Source organism: Paenibacillus sp. PvP094 (assembly GCF_040546835.1).
GTDB lineage: Bacteria > Bacillota > Bacilli > Paenibacillales > Paenibacillaceae > Paenibacillus > Paenibacillus illinoisensis.
In genome coordinates, this window is the sequence record NZ_JBEPOM010000001.1 from 3,230,560 (window position 1) to 3,251,220 (window position 20,661).

At 52.6% G+C, this 20,661-nt stretch carries 14 protein-coding genes; 13 read left to right on the top strand and 1 reads right to left on the bottom strand.

From position 1 onward, the window contains the following. Positions 1-6: 6 nt before the first annotated feature. Positions 7-1,137 (bottom strand): YheC/YheD family endospore coat-associated protein, encoded by a 1,131-nt coding sequence (locus ABIC22_RS14920; RefSeq protein WP_354481769.1) that lies wholly within the window; start codon positions 1,135-1,137, stop codon positions 7-9. A 444-nt stretch (positions 1,138-1,581) separates the two neighbouring features. On the opposite strand from ABIC22_RS14920, the gene ABIC22_RS14925 reads away from it, so the two are divergent. The 13 genes from ABIC22_RS14925 (at position 1,582) to ABIC22_RS14985 (ending at position 20,650) form a co-directional block, all read left to right on the top strand. Then, positions 1,582-6,837: a WIAG-tail domain gene (locus ABIC22_RS14925; protein WP_354481771.1), complete on the top strand. Its 5,256-nt coding sequence runs from the start codon at positions 1,582-1,584 to the stop codon at positions 6,835-6,837. A gap of 372 nt (positions 6,838-7,209) precedes the next feature. Next, a complete protein-coding gene (locus tag ABIC22_RS14930; protein ID WP_354485975.1) occupies positions 7,210-8,010 on the top strand; it encodes a glycosyltransferase family 2 protein in 801 nt (266 codons plus the stop codon). A 4-nt stretch (positions 8,011-8,014) separates the two neighbouring features. Continuing rightward, complete coding sequence (locus ABIC22_RS14935) at positions 8,015-9,103, top strand: glycosyltransferase family A protein (protein WP_354481774.1); 1,089 nt, start codon at positions 8,015-8,017, stop codon at positions 9,101-9,103. Then, the gene (locus ABIC22_RS14940) at positions 9,100-9,873 is read left to right on the top strand and encodes a glycosyltransferase family 2 protein (RefSeq protein WP_354481777.1); all 774 of its coding nucleotides are present in this window, start codon (positions 9,100-9,102) and stop codon (positions 9,871-9,873) included. The genes ABIC22_RS14935 and ABIC22_RS14940 overlap by 4 nt, the downstream gene beginning before the upstream one ends. Further along, complete coding sequence (locus ABIC22_RS14945; RefSeq protein WP_095292014.1) at positions 9,870-10,601, top strand: sugar phosphate nucleotidyltransferase; 732 nt, start codon at positions 9,870-9,872, stop codon at positions 10,599-10,601. Before ABIC22_RS14940 ends, ABIC22_RS14945 begins: the two co-directional genes overlap by 4 nt. Positions 10,602-10,823: 222 nt before the next feature. Then, on the top strand, positions 10,824-12,050 hold the full coding sequence (locus tag ABIC22_RS14950; RefSeq protein ID WP_354485977.1) for a GT-D fold domain-containing protein: 1,227 nt from the start codon (positions 10,824-10,826) through the stop codon (positions 12,048-12,050). Positions 12,051-12,114: 64 nt separating this feature from the next. Next, positions 12,115-13,665 carry a glycosyltransferase family 2 protein gene (locus ABIC22_RS14955; protein WP_354481779.1) on the top strand — a complete coding sequence of 517 codons (1,551 nt, stop codon included), beginning with the start codon at positions 12,115-12,117 and terminating at the stop codon, positions 13,663-13,665. Positions 13,666-13,875: 210 nt separating this feature from the next. Then, positions 13,876-14,832 (top strand): aminoglycoside phosphotransferase family protein, encoded by a 957-nt coding sequence (locus ABIC22_RS14960; protein ID WP_354481782.1) that lies wholly within the window; start codon positions 13,876-13,878, stop codon positions 14,830-14,832. Positions 14,833-15,018: 186 nt separating this feature from the next. Beyond that, positions 15,019-15,297 carry a glutaredoxin family protein gene (locus ABIC22_RS14965; RefSeq protein WP_127538966.1) on the top strand — a complete coding sequence of 93 codons (279 nt, stop codon included), beginning with the start codon at positions 15,019-15,021 and terminating at the stop codon, positions 15,295-15,297. Positions 15,298-15,595: 298 nt separating this feature from the next. Beyond that, positions 15,596-16,933, top strand: coding sequence for an LLM class flavin-dependent oxidoreductase (locus ABIC22_RS14970; RefSeq protein WP_354481784.1), 1,338 nt, complete (start codon positions 15,596-15,598; stop codon positions 16,931-16,933). A gap of 136 nt (positions 16,934-17,069) precedes the next feature. Next, positions 17,070-18,710 carry an ABC transporter substrate-binding protein gene (locus ABIC22_RS14975; RefSeq protein WP_354481787.1) on the top strand — a complete coding sequence of 547 codons (1,641 nt, stop codon included), beginning with the start codon at positions 17,070-17,072 and terminating at the stop codon, positions 18,708-18,710. 42 nt (positions 18,711-18,752) lie between these two features. Next, positions 18,753-19,685: an ABC transporter permease gene (locus ABIC22_RS14980; RefSeq protein ID WP_127538969.1), complete on the top strand. Its 933-nt coding sequence runs from the start codon at positions 18,753-18,755 to the stop codon at positions 19,683-19,685. Between the two features lie 47 nt (positions 19,686-19,732). Next, the gene (locus ABIC22_RS14985) at positions 19,733-20,650 is read left to right on the top strand and encodes an ABC transporter permease (RefSeq protein ID WP_127538970.1); all 918 of its coding nucleotides are present in this window, start codon (positions 19,733-19,735) and stop codon (positions 20,648-20,650) included. The last annotated feature ends 11 nt before the right edge of the window (positions 20,651-20,661 follow it).

Genomic DNA, 20,661 nt, shown 5'->3' on the forward strand with positions numbered 1-20,661 from the left:
GTGAAATCAATATGGGTACTTACGGTAGGTTTGCGGTTGACGTGGAATCTGCGAATTTTGCTCCATCAGCAGACGTCCATATGCCATGGGCTCACGGTAGCTGGCCTTCCAGTGTTCGGGCATTCCCGCCTTGCGAAAACCGTAACGCTGGTCCCGTCCATTACATTCGATGAAGTAAATCTGTCCGTTTCTGGCAATCCCCAGATCAAGGCCCAGGTCGGCCAGATACGGCAGGCTGGAAGCCAGTGTGCGTGCAATTCGGAGTCCAACTGAACTGATCCGGGCTTCGAGCTCTGGAATGCTGATTCCCAGTTCTTCTTCATCCAATGCTTCTGCCAAGGTCATCACCTTGCCCCCTTGAGCAATATTGGTGACAAAGGTGTGGGTTGGTGCTGCCTTGGCGAACATGCCCGTGATGCCCCATAGACCGTCGATCCCCCGCTGTACAGATACACGCAGATCTACGGGTCTTCCTTCGTAACGAACCAGTGGAATCCGTTCCTCAATGAGATATGCATGGCGAAAAATTCGTCTTAAGGTGGCGGAGGGCAGTTGTCCCCTGCTGAGTCGGAAGGTTGCCCATCCTTTGCGGGAAGCCCTGGTCTGGCACGTCAATTTCCAGTCCCCGTCTCGTTTATACAAACGCATGATACCGTGTCCGATACTGCCGCTGCACGGTTTGATGATCAGATCATTATAATGTTCCATCATATAAGCCAGAGACTCCGGCGTAGCTTTGGCGGCATAAGGGAGATGTTTCTTCAGTGCAGGGTCCTGGTGCAGCATGTCATGAATATGATCCTTGCGATACCGATTCCGAACGTTAAATACCTGTATGCCCTGCAGCAGCAGCTTGGTCACCTCATGCTGATCTGCCCGGCGAAGCTGGAGAGCCCGATTATGGATAACGGTAGGCAGAGGCATTTTTTGACGAACGTAAACGCCATCCTTTTTGACATATGCCAGACAGGTCTTCGTCTCCGAATCCACATCTTCAAGCCGCAAAAAGCAAGGCGTTAATCCATAACAGGCCGCTGCCTGCTCATAATTCGCGAGCGATTCCTGACCGGTCCTTCCGGCCGGTATCCCCCGATACATGCGTGAATCGAACATGATGCCGATCGTTTCTGGGGGCATGACCGTTCCTCCTTCAATATTATCGCGACATGGATCGTCCATATATGGGATGCCGGTCTGTCAACGCATGATGGACATCACAATCACGCAGACCGGAATGATGATGCACCTTCATGCACCGGCGTGTTATTAATAGCTCCACACATCCAATTGAGAACCCAGGTAAGGGTGAAATGAATAAAGCGCATTGCATTGTAAGCCGTTTTACGGATGTATACGGAAGGCTTATGAAGTATCGTATGACATTTTTCCAGCAGGGGCGTGGACAGCCGCCTTACATCTATAGCCAGGCACAGCCTATTTCACTATGGACAGGTTCATTTTTTGCAGTTTGAGCTGCTCATCCATCCAATCTTGCCTTCAAAAGTCGTGATATGAAGTGGCAGATGCCCATACCAGAGCATATGATGCCGGAGATGAACGTTAGAGGAAGGAGCAAGCTGCATGAGTAAAAAAGGCAATAAGAAGGTTCCTACACCGAAACTGCGGCATGTGAGCCCCAAATTTAAGGAACTGGAACTGACCGAACGCCGTGCAGGCACCATGAATTCAGGTCTAACCCAGAATAGGGAAGAGCGCTTGAATACAAATAAACCGGATTCGAGAGCGAATCAGGCACCCGAAGAATTCTTGTACGAATCAACGGAACTCCCTGCCTCTATGAACGAGCTGGAGGACCTGGTTATCGCAGGCGAAACGAATGATCCGGAACCTGCCGCATCGGATAGCGAGGATGCCCAGACACAAGATAACCCAGAAAAGCAGATTCAGGTGAGCAGTGTGGCTTCGCTTGCTCTGGAAGAGCAAAACATCATCCAGCAGGAGACCGCAGGTAGAGACCGGTTGGAGATTCTGAACCAGAACCAGATGCCGGGCCATACTGGACACTATATCTACACGGATGATCTGAGTGATTTTGCAGTTACGGAGAGCAAGTTGGCTCCATTCTCTGTGGATGACTCCAAGCTGAAACCGGGTGCAGTCGGCAGTGAAGCATTGCAGGATTATGCGGTGACCAGCATTCACATTGCAGATGGAGCGATTGTCTCTGCCAAACTTGCAGAGGCTTCGGTATCCGAGGAACACCTGATTGATGGCTCTGTGTCCGGTCACAAAATACGCAATGCGTCAATTCCCGGCGAGAAAATCAAAGACGGCAGCATTACGTCACAGAAGCTCGGCAATCAGGTCATCGATTCGGCCAAAATTGCCGATGGCTCCATCGGCACAAGACATCTCAGCCGCATGCTGGTTACGGAAGATTTAATCAAGAATCATGCGGTAACCGGAGATAAGATCGCCATTAGCGGCGTGGATACTAGGCATCTCACGGGAGGCGCCGTGCATACGTCCAAATTGGCTGATGATGCGGTGACTACGTCCAAAATTCGTGAAGGTGCTGTCACGGGCAGCAAAATCCATGAACAATCCATTGAGTCCCATCATATTCAGGCAGGTGCAGTTCAACAGGAGCATCTGGCAGAGGGGGCTGTCGGTCGTTCACAACTGTCTTTGGGCAGTATTGGCAGTGATCAGATTGAGGACGGATCCATACAAACCAGACATTTAGCTGAGGGTTCACTCAGTGGAAAACACTTGCTGGATGGATCTATTGGTTCGAAACAGATTCGCGCTCAGGCCGTGGGGAAAGAGCAGCTTGGCAAAGGCGAAGTGGGCAATGAGCATTTGGCGGAGGGAGCCGTAACCAGCAGTAAACTCGCAGACCAGTCGGTTGGAACGGCAAAATTGTTGGAACAGTCGATTACGGCTTCCAAGATCTCGGACCAAAGTGTCATTGCTTCCAAAATTGCAGATGAAGCGATACAGGGCAAACATCTTGCCAAAGGCTCCATTCGAGCGGAACATATCGTCAATCGGGGAATTACACCGGTACATGTGGATAATGCTGCGATTCACTCGATCCACATTGCAAATGGAAGCATTGAGGCACCTCATCTGTCTACCGGAAGTGTGTCCGGAGAAGCGCTTGCAGATGGCGTAGTATCCGAGCGGCATCTGGCTGAGGCTGCGGTGGGTACGTATGAATTACAGGATGCTGCAGTGACAGACGTGAAGCTTGCGGATGGAAGTGTGACATCCGAAAAACTGGGAACAGCATCGGTTAGCAGCAGAGCGCTCGCTCCGGGAAGTGTCGCATCCTCGCATCTTGCAAGCGGTGGTGTTACGGGTACACATCTGGCTCCAGGAAGCGTGGGATCCGAGGCCCTGAGACCATATGCCGTGAAATCGGAGCATCTGACGGAACACGCCGTAGGTGTCCCTCACCTTCAGCCGGGTAGTGTTGAAACGGATGCCATTGCACGTGCGGCAGTTACAACGGACAAATTGGCTCCTGGCAGCATAACTTCGGCTCAGCTGGCGGGAGGGTCCATTTTTCCGCCGCATCTGACAGATCATTCGGTTACCTCCCCCAAGCTCTCACCAGAAAGTGTTGCTACGGATAAACTGGCGGATTTTGCTGTCACATCAGCCAAACTGGCCGACGGCAGCGTGACTTCTTCCAAGATCATGGCAGAAAGCATTAACGCCAAGCATATCCCTGCCGGAACCATACGTGGTTATCATCTGAAGCAGCATGCTGTCTCTCTGGAACATTTATCGGAGGAAATACGTTCACCGGAATTATTCGCCGATGGCAGCATCACAGGCAACAAACTGCGCCATGGGTCCGTAACTGCAGACCACTTAACAGCAGACTCGGTATCGGGGACAGAATTACAAGAGGGTGCCATAAGCAGTAAACATCTGCAGGCTTCCGTTGTGCAAACGGAACATCTGGCAGACGGTAGTGTGAAGTCGGACCATCTGGATCATCATGTCGTAAACTCACAGCATCTGAAGCCAGACATTATTCATGCTGAGCATATTGCTGAACAGGTCATCACCTCCCATCACCTGGCTCCGGGGTCTGTTGAAACAGATCATCTGGCACCTTTATCCATCACAGCGGCTCACCTTCAGCCCGGCTTGATCAGTGGGCTGCACCTTCAGGCAGAGTCGACAAGTGCGGTTCACCTGCAGCAGGGCGCAGTACATTCCCGCCATATTCAAGATGGTGAAATACTTCCGCATCATATCCATGAACGCAGCATCGGAACGGCTCACCTGGAGGAAGAAGCAGTCAGTACAATTATACTGCAGGATGGAGCAGTAACAGGCTCCAAGCTGGCAAGTGGCAGTGTGGATGGCAGCAAATTGGCCGCAGGAACGATTGAGGCCGCCCATATTGGAGACGAAAGTGTGCAGTCCCGTCATATCCAGGAGGGAGCCATCCTCGCGAATCATATTCAAGAGGGCAGTATTGGCGAAGCTCATCTGGAAGAGGAGTCGGTAAGTTCGGTTCATTTGCAAGATGGGTCGGTAACGAGTGCGAAGCTGGCGGAAGGCAGCATCAGCGGCAGCAAATTGCTCGAAGGAACGATATCCGCAGCTCATATCGCAGCGGAAAGTGTGCAATCAGAGCATATACAGGCAGATGCGATCCATGCCGATCATATTCAGGAGCGGAGCATCGGTACAGTTCATCTGGAAGAAGATGCGGTAAGTGCAATTCACCTGCAAAATGGATCTGTCACGAGTACCAAACTGGCCGACGGCAGTGTGAGTGGAAGTAAGCTGCTCGAAGGTGCGGTATCCAGTATTCATATCACCTCCGAAAGTGTGCAATCCCGTCATATTCAGGAAGGAGCAATCCTTGCTGACCATATTCAGGAGCGCAGCATTGGCACGCCTCATCTGGAAGAGGAAGCGGTAAGTGCGATTCATTTGCAAAATGGATCTGTAATCAGCGCCAAACTGGCCGACGGCAGTGTAAACGGAAGCAAGCTGCTTGAGGGAGCCGTATCCGAAATTCACATTGCAGATGATAGTGTGCAATCCCGGCATATCCAAGAAGGGGCGATCCTTGCTGGCCATATTCAAGAGTGCAGCATCGGCACAACTCATCTGGAAGAGGAGTCGGTGAGTGCAATCCATTTGCAAAATGGATCTGTAACGAGTGCCAAACTGGCCGACAGCAGCGTGAGCGGCAGCAAGCTGCTGGATGGAACGATATCCGGAATTCATATCGCAGCGGAAAGTGTGCAATCCGGGCATATTGAGGCAGGTGCCATCCATGCCAATCACATCCAGGAGCGCAGCATCGGCACAGTTCATCTGGAAGAGGAAGCGGTAAGTGCGGTTCACCTGCAAAATGGGTCCGTCACGAGTGCCAAACTGGCCGACGGCAGTGTGAGCAGCAGCAAAATACTTGAAGATACGGTAACGGGAGTTCATCTTGCATCGGAAAGCGTGCAATCCCGCCACATTCAGGAAGGAGCCATCCTGGCTGACCATATCCAGGAGAACAGCATCGGCACGGTTCACTTGGAAGAGGAAGCCGTAAGTGCGGACCATCTGCAAGATGGGTCGGTAACGAGTGCCAAACTGGCTGATGGCAGCGTAAGCAGCAGCAAATTGCTTGAAGATGCCGTATCCGATGTCCATATTGCGAATGGAAGTGTGCAATCCCGGCATATTCAGGAGAAAGCTATTCATGCCGACCATATTCAGGAACGCAGCATAGGAATCTCCCATCTGAAGGCGGAATCGGTGAGTGCGATTCATCTGCATAATGGTTCCATCACAAGTGCGAAACTTGCCGATGGCAGTGTAAATAGCAATAAATTGCTTGAAGGTGCAGTATCCGCTATCCACCTGACAGACAAAAGTGTGCAATCCCGGCATATTCAGGATGGAGCCATCCTGGGTGACCACATTCAAGAACGCAGTATTCGCACAGCTCATTTGGAAGAAGAATTGGTCAGTGGGATTCACCTGCAAAATGGATCCGTCACGAGTGCCAAATTGGCTGACGGCAGCGTAAACGCCAGCAAACTGGCTGAACAAAGTATCACTTCCAATCACTTGAACGCGGGCATTGTAGGCCCGGCGCACTTGAGTGAAGAGATCTGGAATGCGATTCGACAGTTCAGTGGAGAAACGCTGGAGAAGCTGGCTGCGATTAAACGTCAGGAAGCGCTGCTTCAGGGAGAAGATGAGGCTGTACAGCCATCACAGCCTGCCATCCTCACGGAACTGCCGAGTGCTGATCTGGGGGAAACCCCAACGTTCCAGACTCCGGTTCAAGAGCTGGACCAACAAGTACAGGACCAACAAGTACAGGAACAGCCATCACTAACCAATGATGTTGGAGAAACATTGGCGGATTCCTTGACGACAGCTGATGTAGTTCAGCCACAGGTACTGCAGCCAGAACCTGAACTTCCGCAGGAGATCGATAAAATTACGGAGTTTGAGCTGAGTGAGCAGGCGGTTAAACAGGAGCATCTGAGTGAAGGTGCTGTTGGAAGCAGCCAGCTGCAGCATGGAGCAGTTAGTCCTGAACACCTGTCATTCCAGCCGGTTCGCAGTGTCAGTCGTCAGCCGGTCGTTCAGCAGTTCGGCATGGAAGCTTTTATCCTGCCTGAAGATGAAGCATGTGTTGAGGTAACGGTAGCATTCGAGCAATCATTCGCATCAGAACATTATGTGATTGTAGGAATGAGTAATGATCGCGGATTCCAGGTATCATTGCTGTCCCAGAGTGAGGATGAAGCGGTATTGGAAGTGTTCCGTACACCTGGATGCAAGCACACCTATGGTTTGTTGTCCTGGATTGCAGCGGGTCCTGCAAATTAAAAAGATACGTCAATTCACGAAGTTCATGCACAAAAGCGGTTCCTGGAATTGTCCGGGACACCGCTTTTGTTTCTATATCAGAAGGTCCTCTAAAAAAGTGAAGGAGGAGGTGTACGATTTTTATTTTGACGAATATGCACTGAAGGGTGAGGCTGAATAACTCTTTTCCTGCCAGAAGCTTATGGAAATCAAGGACAAACGCCGTTTCCACTATTCCCTAATTACATAGAATAACGTGTACTCCCTTGGCATGTTGAGTATTTTTGAGGGTGGGAGGTGACAGTATTGCAGCAGCGTCGTCGTACTGTTCATTCAGCCGCCAAAGTAGTGAGCCGAAAGAGGAAGCAGTTGCACAGAAGACGTGTAAAACCCGTGAGCAAGAAGGGTGCAGGAACCCCCAGATACGTCATCCCCCCAATACGGGAGGGAAACCATCCAAACATCCCCATGCTTTCGGTGATTATACCGGCAATGAATGAAGAAAAGACGATTGGCAGAGTTGTTAGGCAGGCGCTTCGCATCTGCAGGGATTCCGAAGTAATTGCCGTTGTCAACGGCTCAACGGACGGCACGGCAGCAGCGGCACAGGCAGCAGGTGCAAGAGTGCTTTTGTATACAGAGGCTCTGGGTCACGATGCAGGAAGACGAATGGGGGCAGCGGCTGCCCGCGGAAGAATCCTCCTTTTTACCGATGCAGATATCCCCATACCTGCAGAGCAGCTCGCTCCCTATGTGCAGGCCATATTGGATGGGACAGATGTAGCGCTTAACGATTATGACGGTCCGGTTAAACGGAATCCTGTACATCCAGTGGTGGAGGCCAAGCATGTCCTGAACAGCATCCTGGCCAGGCCGGACCTGCAGGGAGCTTCAATGACAGCCATTCCGCATGCGTTAAGCCGCAGGGCACTTGATGTCATAGGCGTTCCTTCGCTGGAGGTTCCTCCGCTTGCATTAGCCAAAGCCGTATCGAGTGGATTAGAGGTACGCGCCGTTCATCATGTACCTGTAGGTAAAATGAATGCGGTTCGGGTGAAACGGCGAAGCGGGCCAGATCCGCTGAGCCAAGTGGTGCTGAATGATCATCTGGCAGCGATCAGGTGGATCACCGACGAACTCGGTCCACGCGGAGGGTATTCCGACCTGCAGCGTGTTCGCTGTCTGACGAGGTGAGAAGATGAAAGAACGTTCGAGAGTTGTCCGCCATCGTCGGACGATGAAAAGACAACTGGCGTCCAGACGGAACATTCCCGGGAGAAGGCGGCCGAAGGGTAGAGCAGCCAAAGCTCCAGAACCCAGTTTGAATGCAGTATGGAAGTCGGGTCATCAGGCAGGACACAGTGCACCTGAAGATAGAGCGTTGGCTGCCCAACATGTACGTCTTGCCTGGCGTGAGCACTGGCAGTCCATCTCGGGAAATTTCGGAAGCTATGAAGCTGCCATGCAGGCAGGGAAAGCATATATGCAAGGATACGTGCAGGGTGCAGGATATCCAGTGGATATCGTTCCGCTCCCCCTCCATCATTCTGCTGCCGCTGTTGTCTGTGCGTGCAATGAAGAACGGACACTCGGAAAAGTAATGGCACAGTTAAAGCGGCTGCCGCTGAAGGACATCATTGTTGTGTTGAATGGAACAACGGACGACAGTCTGGATCTGGTGCTGGCCGAGTCCGGTATAACTCTTGTGTATGAACCGGATCGGGCAGGACATGATGTAGGCCGCGCACTTGGAGCGAAAATGACCGAAGCGGAAGTGATTCTTTTTGTGGATGGGGACATGGTGCTTCTGGCAGAACAGCTGGCTCCTTTTCTGTATGCAGTAGACCGGGGAAGCGATGTGGCCCTGAATGATCTGAATTCATTGTTGCCACCGTTTGCCCGGCAGGATGATGTGAGCCGGATCAAGGCGTATCTCAACCGTACTCTCGGAAGACCTGATCTGGGGTCCAATTCCTTGACTGCAGTCCCGCATGCTCTTTCCCGCAAAATGGTTATGACTGTTAAGCCTGAGTCCCTGGCAGTCCCGCCGAAGGCGCAAGCCATGGCGATTCGGCATGGTCTAAGCGTCACGGCGCCTTGCCAGGTGGACGTGATTCGCTCCAATCGTCTGCGTACCACGAATACAGGCAGTGGTAACGAAGTCGCGGGATTGATCATCGGGGACCACCTGGAGGCGATTGCAGCCTGGATGGCGTCAGCAGAGCATGGGCCGGATTCGCGGATGTTATCCCGAGCTGAAGTGGCTTACAGGAGGAACGCCCGATGACACTGACGAGTATCGTGATCCCAACGTATAACGGACTGGACCTGCTGAAGCCGTGTATTGATGCCATTCGGGAGTATACCGGAGCAGGCACGCCTTACGAGATTGTGGTTGTAGATAACGGTTCCGTCGATGGTACGGCAGCCTATTGTGCCCGTGAGCGAGTCCGATTTGTTCGATTACCGGAGAACCGGGGTTTCCCAGCAGCCTGTAATGCCGGGCTGCGTGCGGCTTGCGGTGATGAGCTGCTGCTGCTCAACAACGATGTCACGGTGACCCCGCGGTGGCTCGAAAATCTTCGGTTCGGACTCTACAGTGAAGCAAACATTGGAATCACCGGTCCGGTAACCAATTATGCTAGCGGGATTCAGCAGGTTGACCTGGACTTTGGGAGCATGGAACAGTTCCAGCGATTAGCGGCAGCCAACAATGTCTCCGACCCAACCAGGTGGAAGGAAGTCAGCCGCATCGTAGGACTGTGCATGTTGTTTCGGCGAGAGGTCATGGCGTCCATCGGCTTGCTTGACGAAGCCTATTCGCCTGGACATTATGAGGATGATGATTATTGTTACCGTGCTCGCATGCAAGGGTATCGACTGCTTGTATGCAGAGATGTACTTGTGCATCATCGCGGCAGCGCGAGTTTTCAGAAGACGGACCCGGCTGCATGGAAGCAATTGCTGGAACGTAATCGCTCGATATTTATCCATAAATGGCATGTCGATCCACTTGAATATATTGAGACATCCGATGAGGGAGGGAATGTGGAATGAAAGGTGTAATTCTTGCTGGAGGAACGGGAACACGGCTGTATCCTCTGACGCGGCTGATTAACAAACATCTGCTTCCGGTCGGTAAACATCCGATGATTGTGTATGGCATCGACAGACTCCGTCAGGCGGGTATTGAGGATATTTTGATTGTGATGGGCAAACATTCGGCGGGACTGTATACGGAGTATCTGGGCGGCGGAGCCGAGCTTGGAGTTCGGTTGACCTACCGGATTCAGGAGCAGGCGGGAGGCATTGCTGAAGCACTTGATCTGGCAAAGTCCTTTATTCTTCCTGGTGAAAAGTTTGTCGTACTGCTGGGTGACAATCTGTTCAGTGATGATCTGAAACCTTATGTTGATCGTTATGTGCAGCAACCTGCGGGAACAGCACGTGTGCTGCTGAAAGAGGTGGATGATGCCAGACGTTACGGTGTACCTGTCTTTGACGCGAACCATCCGGAGCGCATATCGTACATTGAGGAGAAACCAAGCCAGCCGAAAACCTCTTACTGCGTAACGGGGATTTACATGTACGATGATCATGTATTCCATCTGATTGACGGCATTACGCCTTCTGCACGCGGGGAGCTTGAAATTACGGATGTCAATAACCACTATGCCTCTGCTGGAGGTCTGGAGTATGACATCCTGCAAAAATACTGGAGCGATGCAGGTACCTTCGAATCGCTGCAGGAAGCTGCAGTCCGCATGAAGGGACAACTGCCATAACATCATGCGCCTGATGCTGCCGCTGTGCGGTGCCCCATGGGACCCGAGTATCCTGCGCCGGAGCTGGAAGGAGGCTCCGGCGCTTTGTGCAGCGGCGCTCCCGTGCATGTCAAGGGAGGGAATGCCATGAGAGTAGCGAAACGGACCGGGCACACGGAAGCCAAGGCGACAGGTAAGCCGCGAGGTACTCGCCCGGCAGCATTTCAAGGGCAAGGCGTTCTGATGGTGACAGGAACCCCAGAGGCTGGAACCCGGCGGGCTGCCGTCAAGCCCGGGCATCGCACTGCGCGGGCCCCGGCTGGCGCACGTACTGCTGTGGCGCGTAAGCCTGCCGGCAGGAAGGCCGCTGCACGCCGACGCTCCGCTGGCAGGCGCGGGCATGCCGCGGCTCACGGCCGCCGCCGCGCAGCACCCCGGCGGGCGCCGCGCCCGGCTGCACGCCGTGCGCCGGTGCCCGCACCGCAAGCCAGCACGCCGAAGGCAGTGCCAGCCCGCGGTGCGGGCACGGCCCCGCTCCGGGCGACACACCACCCGCACGGTGGTGTCGCTCCCGCGGGGCAAGCTGGCGCTGCTGCTGCACATGCGGGCAGCGCCAAGGCCCTGCCGCCTGCAGAGCCGGCAGGCGCACCCGGCGGCTACGCCGAGGGCTACCGCGACGGCGTATTCGCGGGCGGAGAGGCGCTGGTGGCGCAGCACATCCCGCCGGACCACATTCTGCCTGCAGTAGCGGCGGCAGATCTGATCGCGGCGGGTTTCCGCCAATATGCGCCCAGCCTCACCCGTCTGGCCAGCCCCCACGAGGTGGCTGACCAGATCCGGGGGGCGCTGGATGCACAGCGCCCCCTGTCGGTCGTTCGCCTCGGAGATGGCGAACTGCTGACGCTGGCAGCCGATACGGTGCTGCCCGGCGAGCAGGTGCAGGAGCTGGCACCGTTCCTGCCTTACGCAGGGGTGCCGCGCTCCGTTCCCGAGATTCGGGCTGCGCTGGCCGAAGCGATACAGGGGGCGGATTGGGTAGGCGTTCCGATCTCGCGGGCGCCCACGTTTCAAGGCTTGTTATTCCCGGTGATGCGCCACTTCGGGATTGACTGGTCCCGGTTGAAGCTGACCAGTTCCACAATCAACTATAGCCTGCATCAGACGGGGCTGCTGCTGCCTATCCTGCAAGGCCGCCGCGTGCTGGTGATCGGCAGTCAGGCAAGCGGGCTCGGTGCACTGCTTCTCAGTCACGGAATCCATGTGACGGGCATGATTGGTTCCGTTGCCGGGGTTATGGATGTGCCCAGGGTGGTGCAGGAAACGGCAGCGCATTCCTTCGATATTGCTCTGGTTGCTGCAGGGGTTCCGGCCGTAATCCTGTGTCGGCGCATTGCAGGCGAACTCGGCAGGGTTGCTCTGGATTTTGGGCATTTGGCTGATAAATTGGTTACAGGAGAGCTTCATCTCTAATGGAGTCTGGCGGATGGTTGACGCGACGCGACGCATCCGGACGAGGGGAAATGGAGGAAGCAACATGAGCAAACCAGGTATCATCTCCAAGCATCGGGGCTCCGGACCCGACAAAGTTGTTCTGCATTCCGCTGGAAAGAGCACAGTGCGGAAATCGGGGCAGAGAGGGAAAGGCAAGCGGGGGGCCCGAGCTGTTAAACTGTACAAACAAGGGTACAGTAGGGGATACGATGAAGGGGTAAGACAGGGTCAGAGTTCATTTGGATTGTTATTTGAAGGGGTCAGCATCATTATGCCGACCTATAATCAGCGGGAGTATGCCCTTAAATGTGTATCCAGTATCGAGAAGCATACGCCTGCTCCCTACGAAATCATTGTAGTGGATAATGGTTCGAAGGACGGGACGGCAGAAGCGATGCTGCGTAAAGGCGGCATGGTGAGAGTGGCTGCACTGGATGTCAATCGCGGATTTGCCGGAGGTGTCAATCAGGGTCTAATGATGGCGAGAGGCCGTCATATCGTGGTGCTGAATAACGATACGCTGGTCACGCCAGGCTGGCTTGATAACATGATGGCCTGCCTGGACAGTGATCCGGAGATTGGCCTGGTCGGCCCAGTCACCAACTATATAGGAGGCGATCAGCAGATCGATGTTCCGTATTCCGAGGTGCAGGATATGTGGTCCTTTGCCGCCAGACACAACCGGCCTGACCCTGGTAAACACCGGGTAACCGAACGGCTTGTCGGCTTTTGCTGGCTGTTCTCACGAGAGCTGCTGGAGCGGGTAGGATATCTGGATGAAGGATATGCGGTGGGCAACTTCGAAGATGATGACTGGATGATTCGGGTGAAGCTGGCAGGATATAAGCTTGCGGTCGCAGGAGATGCCTTCATTCATCATTTTGGCAGCGTCAGCATGAAGGCGCTGGGCGAACCAGATTTTGCAGCTGTGAACAAGGGGAACGAACAATTTCATTCCACAAAGTGGGGGGATCCTCACGCTCTGGTCGCGAAAACATTGCAGCTGGCACATCATATGGCACAGGAAAATTCATCGGCAGCGCCGGATTCCGCCCATTTGGGCAAAGCCAACCCGCGCCAGCAATTGTCCACGAAGGGCAGTCAGGACGGGGTACCGAAGACTAGACGCAGCAGCGACTTTTATCCGGAAGGCTGCTTCGTGTCTGATACGAAAGGCGATGTATACCGTCTGGCGGGAGGACTGCGCCGCAAGCTGAATATTCCGGTACCGCGCGGCATATCCCCTGTTCAGGTAGCCAAGCCGGATCTGCTGGGGGTCCCTGCTGGAGATCCTGTAATGTCTGCAAGTGAAATTCGGGGCTGGCCGCTTGAAGTGAGGCATGTGCATGTTTCATCGATTCATGACTCGGACACGGGTTGGACGGAAGGCTGTATCCTTGCGGCAGCTGATGCGCCGGAGGTTCGCTATCAGATCAGCGAGGGTAGACGGAGAAAGTTCGCAACGGTGTATGCAGCAGAACGATGGGGCGTACATTCGGGTCATGTATTGAGCGTGTCTCCGGAACAGCTGCATGCAATTCAGGAAGGCTTGCCCATCATCGCACCGCCGCAGCTCTTAAACGAAGATCTGTAAAGATGAGGCTCGCTGTGAACCGGTTCGGCATGATGCGAGATGTAATGTGCAGCATAAGGCTCCATTTCATTTCGCATCCAGGCTTTCCATAGGTTACATACAAGGCAATCTTATGTTTATAGATGATTGAAAAGTAAGCGATTTCATTTTACACTATGACCAATTGAAATCATCGCAGAGCTAACTTAAGCTGCGGTATGGGGATGGTGCATGATGAAGAATGACAGCATTGTACTGGCCGAACGAATAGCCAGTCATTTTTTGCAGGAAAAAGTAAAGGCAGCACATCAGATTGTTGGGAAGGGTTTCGTCAATCAGGTTTGCGTAGTTGAGACGGAAGGTCATCAAGTGGTTGTGCGCATGAACGACAAAGACGAGTATCCCATCTTCTTGAAAGAAAAATGGTGCATTGAGCAAGCCGCCGCCGCTGGGATTCCTGGTCCAGAGACGTTATCCGTTGGAATCATGGATGAAACAGCATATATGATTCAAACGGTAGTCCAAGGGGATAACGGACTCGAAGCAACAATAGACTCCATTGCTATCTGGAGAAAACTCGGCGAGTACGCAAAACGAATTCATTCCATTCCGGCGGCAGGTTACGGAGAACGGATGGACCCTGTCTCGGGTACATTTTATTCCCCGCCGCATGCGGGATCAGATGGCAGCTGGCAGGGATACGTCCAGTACAATATCAATAGCTTGACGGAGCATGATCCCTTAATTGAGCTGGGTGTACTAACTAAAGCAGAATCGAAAAGGGTAAGACAGTGGTTTGAGCGTTTGAAAATGGAAACGTTCCGTTTTGGCCTGTGTCATGGTGATCTCTCATTGAAGAACACGATGGTTGATTTGGCAGGTCAAATTACACTATTGGATTGGGGAAATGCAGAAGTCACTGTGGTGCCGTATGGCGATATCATACATATGATACGATGCCAGATCCATGGAGAAGGGCCAAACAGTGCTGAATTGGAAGCCTTTATAGAGAGTTACGGGCTGAATGAGTATGAGCTGGATCAGATGAGACTTGTGATGGTCTTGAAGACCTTTGATACGCTTCGATGGGCTATCGATCAAAGTCCGGATGAGGTTGATTTTTACGCCGGGGTGGCCCGGAAAGTCCTTACTTTGGTCAAAGCAGCAAGCAGAGACGGATGGATGTAATCGCTTTTTCAAAAAAATTAAATTTAATCTTTCTATGCTGCTATAGGTTTATTCTATTAGGAGCTCCATTGACGCTTGATGGTACGAAGAGTACATTTATAGCCATAATTCTTATTTAACAGGTAGGAATTAAAGGTCTGAGGCGTGCCTCGATCTTATCCTTGAATACAATCAGGAGGGTTATCGATGTCTACATCACCCAAAAAAGTAGTGCTATGGAGCAAAACAGGCTGTCATTTCTGTGGAGAGGTAAAAGCGTTTTTGACGTCCCGGAATCAGCCTTTTGAGAACATTGAAGTGGAAGGCAATGATGTGCTGAGAGATGTGCTAGAAGTGAAATACGGCATACGGCATGTTCCTGTGATTGAAGTTGGAGGAGAAGGCAAGTTTGAGGCTTTGCTGGAACCGGATCTGGAGAAGCTTGCCGCGCTTTTGGCCCATCCGGATGAGGCAGCAGCGGTCTGATCGTCCTTTGCACTATCGGATTGAATTCGTCGTTTCCGGCTATGGAAAGCTGCTGGGACAATGGAACGTAGCCGGGAGCGTACGAATGACCTGTCTTATACAGATCTCTGATTTATATATAGAAAAGTTCTATTAGTCACCCCGTTGACCCTTTCACAGGGCAGTGATAAGATTTGTGAAATTATAAAACTGACCAAACTCATAGGAATAGTTACTTTTGAGTTTCGAAAATGTAAATGTCGTGTCTTGGATCCTGATGCATCATCCTAAATCCAATATGAGGGAAGGCGGAATGTATATGACGGCAAAACGCAGTTTGAAATTTGGAGCCATTGTTCACGGTGTCGGAGGCAGCATGACCACATGGAGACACCCGGAGGTTCAACCGGATGCGAGTGTGAATTTTGAGTTCTATAAGCGCCAGACGCTGAAAGCGGAAGAAGGTAAGTTTGATCTCGTTTTTATTGCTGATGGTCTGTACATCACCGAAAAATCCATTCCCCACTTCCTGAATCGGTTTGAACCGATCAGTCTGTTATCTGCCTTGGCCGCCGTCACTTCGCGGATTGGTCTGGTGGGAACTCTCTCCACGTCCTACAGCGATCCGTTTACGGTTGCCAGACAGTTTGGTTCGCTTGATCTGATCAGTGACGGCCGCGCAGGCTGGAACGTAGTTACCTCCCCGCTTGAAGGATCAGCCAAAAACTATAGTAAAAGCAATCACCCTACCCATCCAGAACGATACCGAATTGCAACAGAATATTTGCAGGTAACCAAAGGCCTGTGGGATTCATGGGAAGATGATGCGTTTGTCCGAGACAAGGAGAGCGGTGTTTTCTTCGATCCATCCAAACTGCATACACTCAATCACGAAGGGGAGTTCTTCTCCGTACAGGGACCACTGAACATTGCCCGTTCACGCCAAGGTCAGCCGGTGATCTTCCAGGCAGGCTCCTCTGATGATGGCAAGACCCTTGCAGCGAAAGAAGCGGATGCGGTGTTTACCGGACATGATACGATCGAGGATGCACAGGCTTTTTACAAGGATGTCAAAACGCGTGCTGCTTCCTATGGACGTTCCTCTCAGGATATCGTCATTCTGCCAGGCATCAGCCCGATTGTAGGACGGACGGAAGAAGAAGCCGAAAGTAAATACGAGGAGGTTGCCAGCCTCGTTACGATCGACAAAGCGCTGGACTATCTGGGACGTTTCTTCGAGCACCATGACTTCTCCCAATATCCGCTGGATGAACCGTTCCCTGAACTGAACGGCATTGGCAGCAACAGCTTCCGCAGCGGCACGGATAAAATCAAGAAGGATGCCAAAGAGCAGGGATTGACGCTGCGCGAAGTGGCATTGCGTGCGGCTACGCCGAAGAGCAAATTCCTGGGTACACCGGAACAGGTAGCTGACAAAATACAGGAGTGGTTTGAAGCAGAGGCCGCTGACGGGTTCATTATCCATTCGGAATTGCCAAGTGGTCTGTCTGATTTTGTGGAACTGGTCGTTCCGATTCTGCAGGAGCGCGGCATTTATCGTACGGAGTACGAGCACGATACACTCCGTGGCAATCTCGGTGTGCAGATTCCGGTTAATCGTTATACGGTTGCCCGGGAGCAAGTGCAGCAGGCATAAGATGAACTGCCCGTGAGATGAGCACTAGAGCCATATGAATCCTTAATTGCAATATTTCCGTGTTTTAAAACCGACTTATCTCATAGGTTATATATAAAATAAAAATGACACCTGTATACACAGAGGGGGAAACGATATGAACAGGTCTATCGCATGGATGAAATTTATGGCACTGGCAGCAGTATTGGTAATGGTATTGTCCGGCTGCGGAGCGGGCAGCAGCTCCAGCGGTGCGGCTCAGGCATCTGGTGGTGAACAGGCGAGTCAAGCGGAGGGAGGGAATCTGACTTTCGCTCTCGCAACTTCACCGGATACGCTGGACCCTCACCGGAGCGGGCTTGCCGTTACGGTACGTGCCATCCGGACCATATACGACAATCTGGTGGTGCAGCTGCCTGACGGTTCCATCAAACCATGGCTTGCCACGGAATGGAGCGTATCTGAGGATGGCAAGAGTTACACGTTCAAGCTGCGTGAAGACGTGAAGTTCCACGATGGCACGCCGTTTAACGCAGAAGCCGTGAAGTACAACCTGGATCGCATCATCGATCCTGCCACCAAAGCTGCCAATTCCCTTGCGCTGATCAGACCCTATCAATCTTCCGAGGTCATTGATGAATACACCATCAAGGTGAATCTGGAAACACCTTCACAGGCCTTCCTGGGCAACTTAAGCCAGGCCCTGCTGGGTATCGTGTCACCTACAGCTGCCAAGAAATATGGCGATCAACTGGGCAAAAACCCAGTGGGCACCGGACCGTATACCTTCGTGAAATGGGATGAAAATGCGGATATCGTCGTTGCCAAAAACAAGGATTACAACTGGGGCCCAGAGACGGTTGAAAACAAAGCCGCACCTCATCTGGATACGATCACGTTCAAAATTGTACCAGAGGAAGCGACACGGATCGGAAGCGTACAGAGCGGTCAGGTACTCGCTGCAGAGACCGTTCCACCGCAAAATGTTGCGGCTCTGAAGAATGACCCGAACCAGCAATTGCTGCAGGCCAATACGGTGGGACTGCCGTATACTCTCTTCTTCAATCTGCGCAAAGCCCCTTGGGATGATGTGAAGGTCAGACAGGCGGTACAATCCGCCGTAGATGTGGAATCTATCGTCAAAACGTTGTATCTGGGCAACTACGAACGAGCCTGGTCTGCATTGTCGCCTGGCATTTTGGGTTACGATGCCTCGCTGGAAGGAAGCATCAGCCCGGACATCAACAAAGCCAATCAGCTGCTGGATGAGCAGGGCTGGGTGAAGGGTGCGGATGGCATACGTGAAAAGGATGGTCAGAAACTGACGCTGCGTTATGTGGATGGTTCCCCAAACCGGGAGAAGCGCAATGATATCGCCGCCATCATTCAGCAGCAGCTGAAACAGGTTGGCATCGCCGTTGAAGTTGAGATTACAAAAGACATTGCCACTGTCATTTATCAGAACTGGGACTATGATCTGTATGGCAACAGCCAGGTCAATTCCGATCCGAATGCCCTATACGCCTTCTATCATACGAGCGCAGAAGGGGAGCGTCCGACGCTGTCCGGGTTGTCTGATCCGAAGATCGACGAGCTGCTGGAACAGGGAGCGGTGGAAACGGATCCCGAAAAACGTGTGAAGATCTATAACGAGATTCAGCAATTTCTGATTGATCAGGCGGTCATTCTACCGATCTATGTATTCCCTTATACGGTAGCAGCATCCAAATCCGTTCAGGGAGTGAAGTTTGATTCGCTTGGGTACCCATTGTTCAACGACGTGCGAATTCAGCCATAACATGAGCAGCCCATCACGCATTCAGGAAGGAGACGACCCGGTATGGTTCAAACGATACTGACTCGGCTTGCAACATCACTATTTGTAATATTCGGAGCTTCGGTGCTGGTGTACTGCATCATGTATCTTCTGCCGGGTGATCCGGTCCTGCTCATGCTGGATCCATCCTCGGCTACACCGGAGATGATCGAGAATTTGCGGGCGCAGCTTGGCCTGGATCAGCCATTTTACATTCAATTTGCGAACTATTTCGGAGACATGCTGCGGGGCGATTTTGGTAAGTCCATGATTAACTCGGATCCAGTGCTTCCCAAAATTCTGGAACATTTCCCGGCCACCCTGGCACTGACGGCACTGAGCTCCATCATTGCGATTACCATCGGCATCACGCTTGGCGTGCTGTCCGCCATCCACCGAAATGGCGTGATTGATTTTATTGCCCGTCTTGTTGGACTGTTTGGTATCTCCATGCCAACGTTCTGGACCGGCATTCTGTTGATCCTGCTGTTCTCGGTTCAGCTCGGCTGGTTCCCGGCCATGGGTTCGGAGGGGTTTGGCTCATTGGTTCTTCCTGCAGCCACACTGGGTCTGGTTGGTGCAGGTTTCATCGTACGGATGGTACGTAACAGTATGCTTGAAATCATTAATGAACCGTTTATCGTCGCCTTGCGTGCCAAAGGGCTTACGGAGCGAACGATCATGTACGTTCACGCTCTGCGCAATGCACTGATTCCGGCCGTAACGGTCATTGGCATGTTGATTGGGGATCTGCTCGCGGGAACCGTCGTGGTCGAAACGGTATTCTCCAGACAAGGAATCGGACGGATTATTGCCGATGCCTTGATGGCGAAAGACCTCCCTGTTGTACAGGGCGTTGTCTTTTTTACGGCAATCATCTACGTGGTGCTGAATCTGCTGGTGGATATCTCGTATGCCTATATCGATCCAAGGGTCAGACGTGCAGTACGTACTTGATCGGCGAGGACCATCTGTACTTTGAGGGATGAGGAAGGAGGACTCTTATGAGCATGAAACCATTGGTGGGTGACAAAAAGGCATGGACCGGCAGCAAAGGGCGTGTACGCCTATGGAATCGCCGTTTGGGACGTCACCGCTTCTCGTTCGCGGTTTCCCGGTTATTCTTTTATGCAGCGCTGCTGGTCGTGTTATTCACCGTTACCTGTGCCATTGTTCCGGGCTGGATTGCTCCTTATGATCCAACTCAGATGATGACGGATGCGATCCTGCAGGCACCTTCTGCTGCGCATTGGTTTGGAACTGATTATTTCGGAAGGGATATCTTCAGCGTCGTCGTGCATGGCAGCAGGGATTCACTGCTAATCGGATTCGCATCGGTGCTTGTCGGAGGCCTGGTGGGAAGTGCCCTGGGGATTATCTCCGGGTATGCAGGTGGAATGGTGGATACGGCGATTATGCGTACTGTCGATATTCTGATGGCTGTCCCGGGAGTACTGCTGGCCTTGTCCGTAGCTGCGGCACTGGGTCCTGGACTGCTTAACATTGCACTGGCCGTTGCGGTAGCCTCCATTCCGGGATATGCAAGGGTCATGCGCGGACAGGTGATGTCTGTCAAAAGCCTGCCGTTTATCACAGCGACACGATCGCTTGGCGGCTCGAACGGACGTATTTTCTGGCGGCATGTCCTGCCGCATTCCCTGTCTCCTCTGCTTGTGATGGCAACATTGGGAGTGGGTACTTCCATCCTGACGGGTTCCGGTCTCAGTTTTCTTGGACTTGGGGTATTGAAGGAAATTCCGGATTGGGGAGCACTGCTCTCGCAGGGACGCGGTTACCTGACCGTAGCCTGGTGGATCTGTACCTTCCCTGGACTTGCCATTACCATGTTTGTACTCGCAGTGAATCTGATTGGAGACGATATCCGTGACCGGCTTGATCCAAGAGTAAAAGGAGCGGCTTGACCGCTATTCCA

Bases quoted from the DNA above. Each gene is read 5' to 3' on its own strand.
- ABIC22_RS14920 (WP_354481769.1), bottom strand. From the start codon at position 1,137: ATGCCCCCAGAAACGATCGGCATCATGTTCGATTCACGCATGTATCGG.
- ABIC22_RS14925 (WP_354481771.1), top strand. From the start codon at position 1,582: ATGAGTAAAAAAGGCAATAAGAAGGTTCCTACACCGAAACTGCGGCAT.
- ABIC22_RS14935 (WP_354481774.1), top strand. From the start codon at position 8,015: ATGAAAGAACGTTCGAGAGTTGTCCGCCATCGTCGGACGATGAAAAGA.
- ABIC22_RS14940 (WP_354481777.1), top strand. From the start codon at position 9,100: ATGACACTGACGAGTATCGTGATCCCAACGTATAACGGACTGGACCTG.
- ABIC22_RS14945 (WP_095292014.1), top strand. From the start codon at position 9,870: ATGAAAGGTGTAATTCTTGCTGGAGGAACGGGAACACGGCTGTATCCT.
- ABIC22_RS14950 (WP_354485977.1), top strand. From the start codon at position 10,824: ATGGTGACAGGAACCCCAGAGGCTGGAACCCGGCGGGCTGCCGTCAAG.
- ABIC22_RS14955 (WP_354481779.1), top strand. From the start codon at position 12,115: ATGAGCAAACCAGGTATCATCTCCAAGCATCGGGGCTCCGGACCCGAC.
- ABIC22_RS14960 (WP_354481782.1), top strand. From the start codon at position 13,876: ATGATGAAGAATGACAGCATTGTACTGGCCGAACGAATAGCCAGTCAT.
- ABIC22_RS14965 (WP_127538966.1), top strand. From the start codon at position 15,019: ATGTCTACATCACCCAAAAAAGTAGTGCTATGGAGCAAAACAGGCTGT.
- ABIC22_RS14970 (WP_354481784.1), top strand. From the start codon at position 15,596: ATGACGGCAAAACGCAGTTTGAAATTTGGAGCCATTGTTCACGGTGTC.
- ABIC22_RS14975 (WP_354481787.1), top strand. From the start codon at position 17,070: ATGAACAGGTCTATCGCATGGATGAAATTTATGGCACTGGCAGCAGTA.
- ABIC22_RS14980 (WP_127538969.1), top strand. From the start codon at position 18,753: ATGGTTCAAACGATACTGACTCGGCTTGCAACATCACTATTTGTAATA.
- ABIC22_RS14985 (WP_127538970.1), top strand. From the start codon at position 19,733: ATGAGCATGAAACCATTGGTGGGTGACAAAAAGGCATGGACCGGCAGC.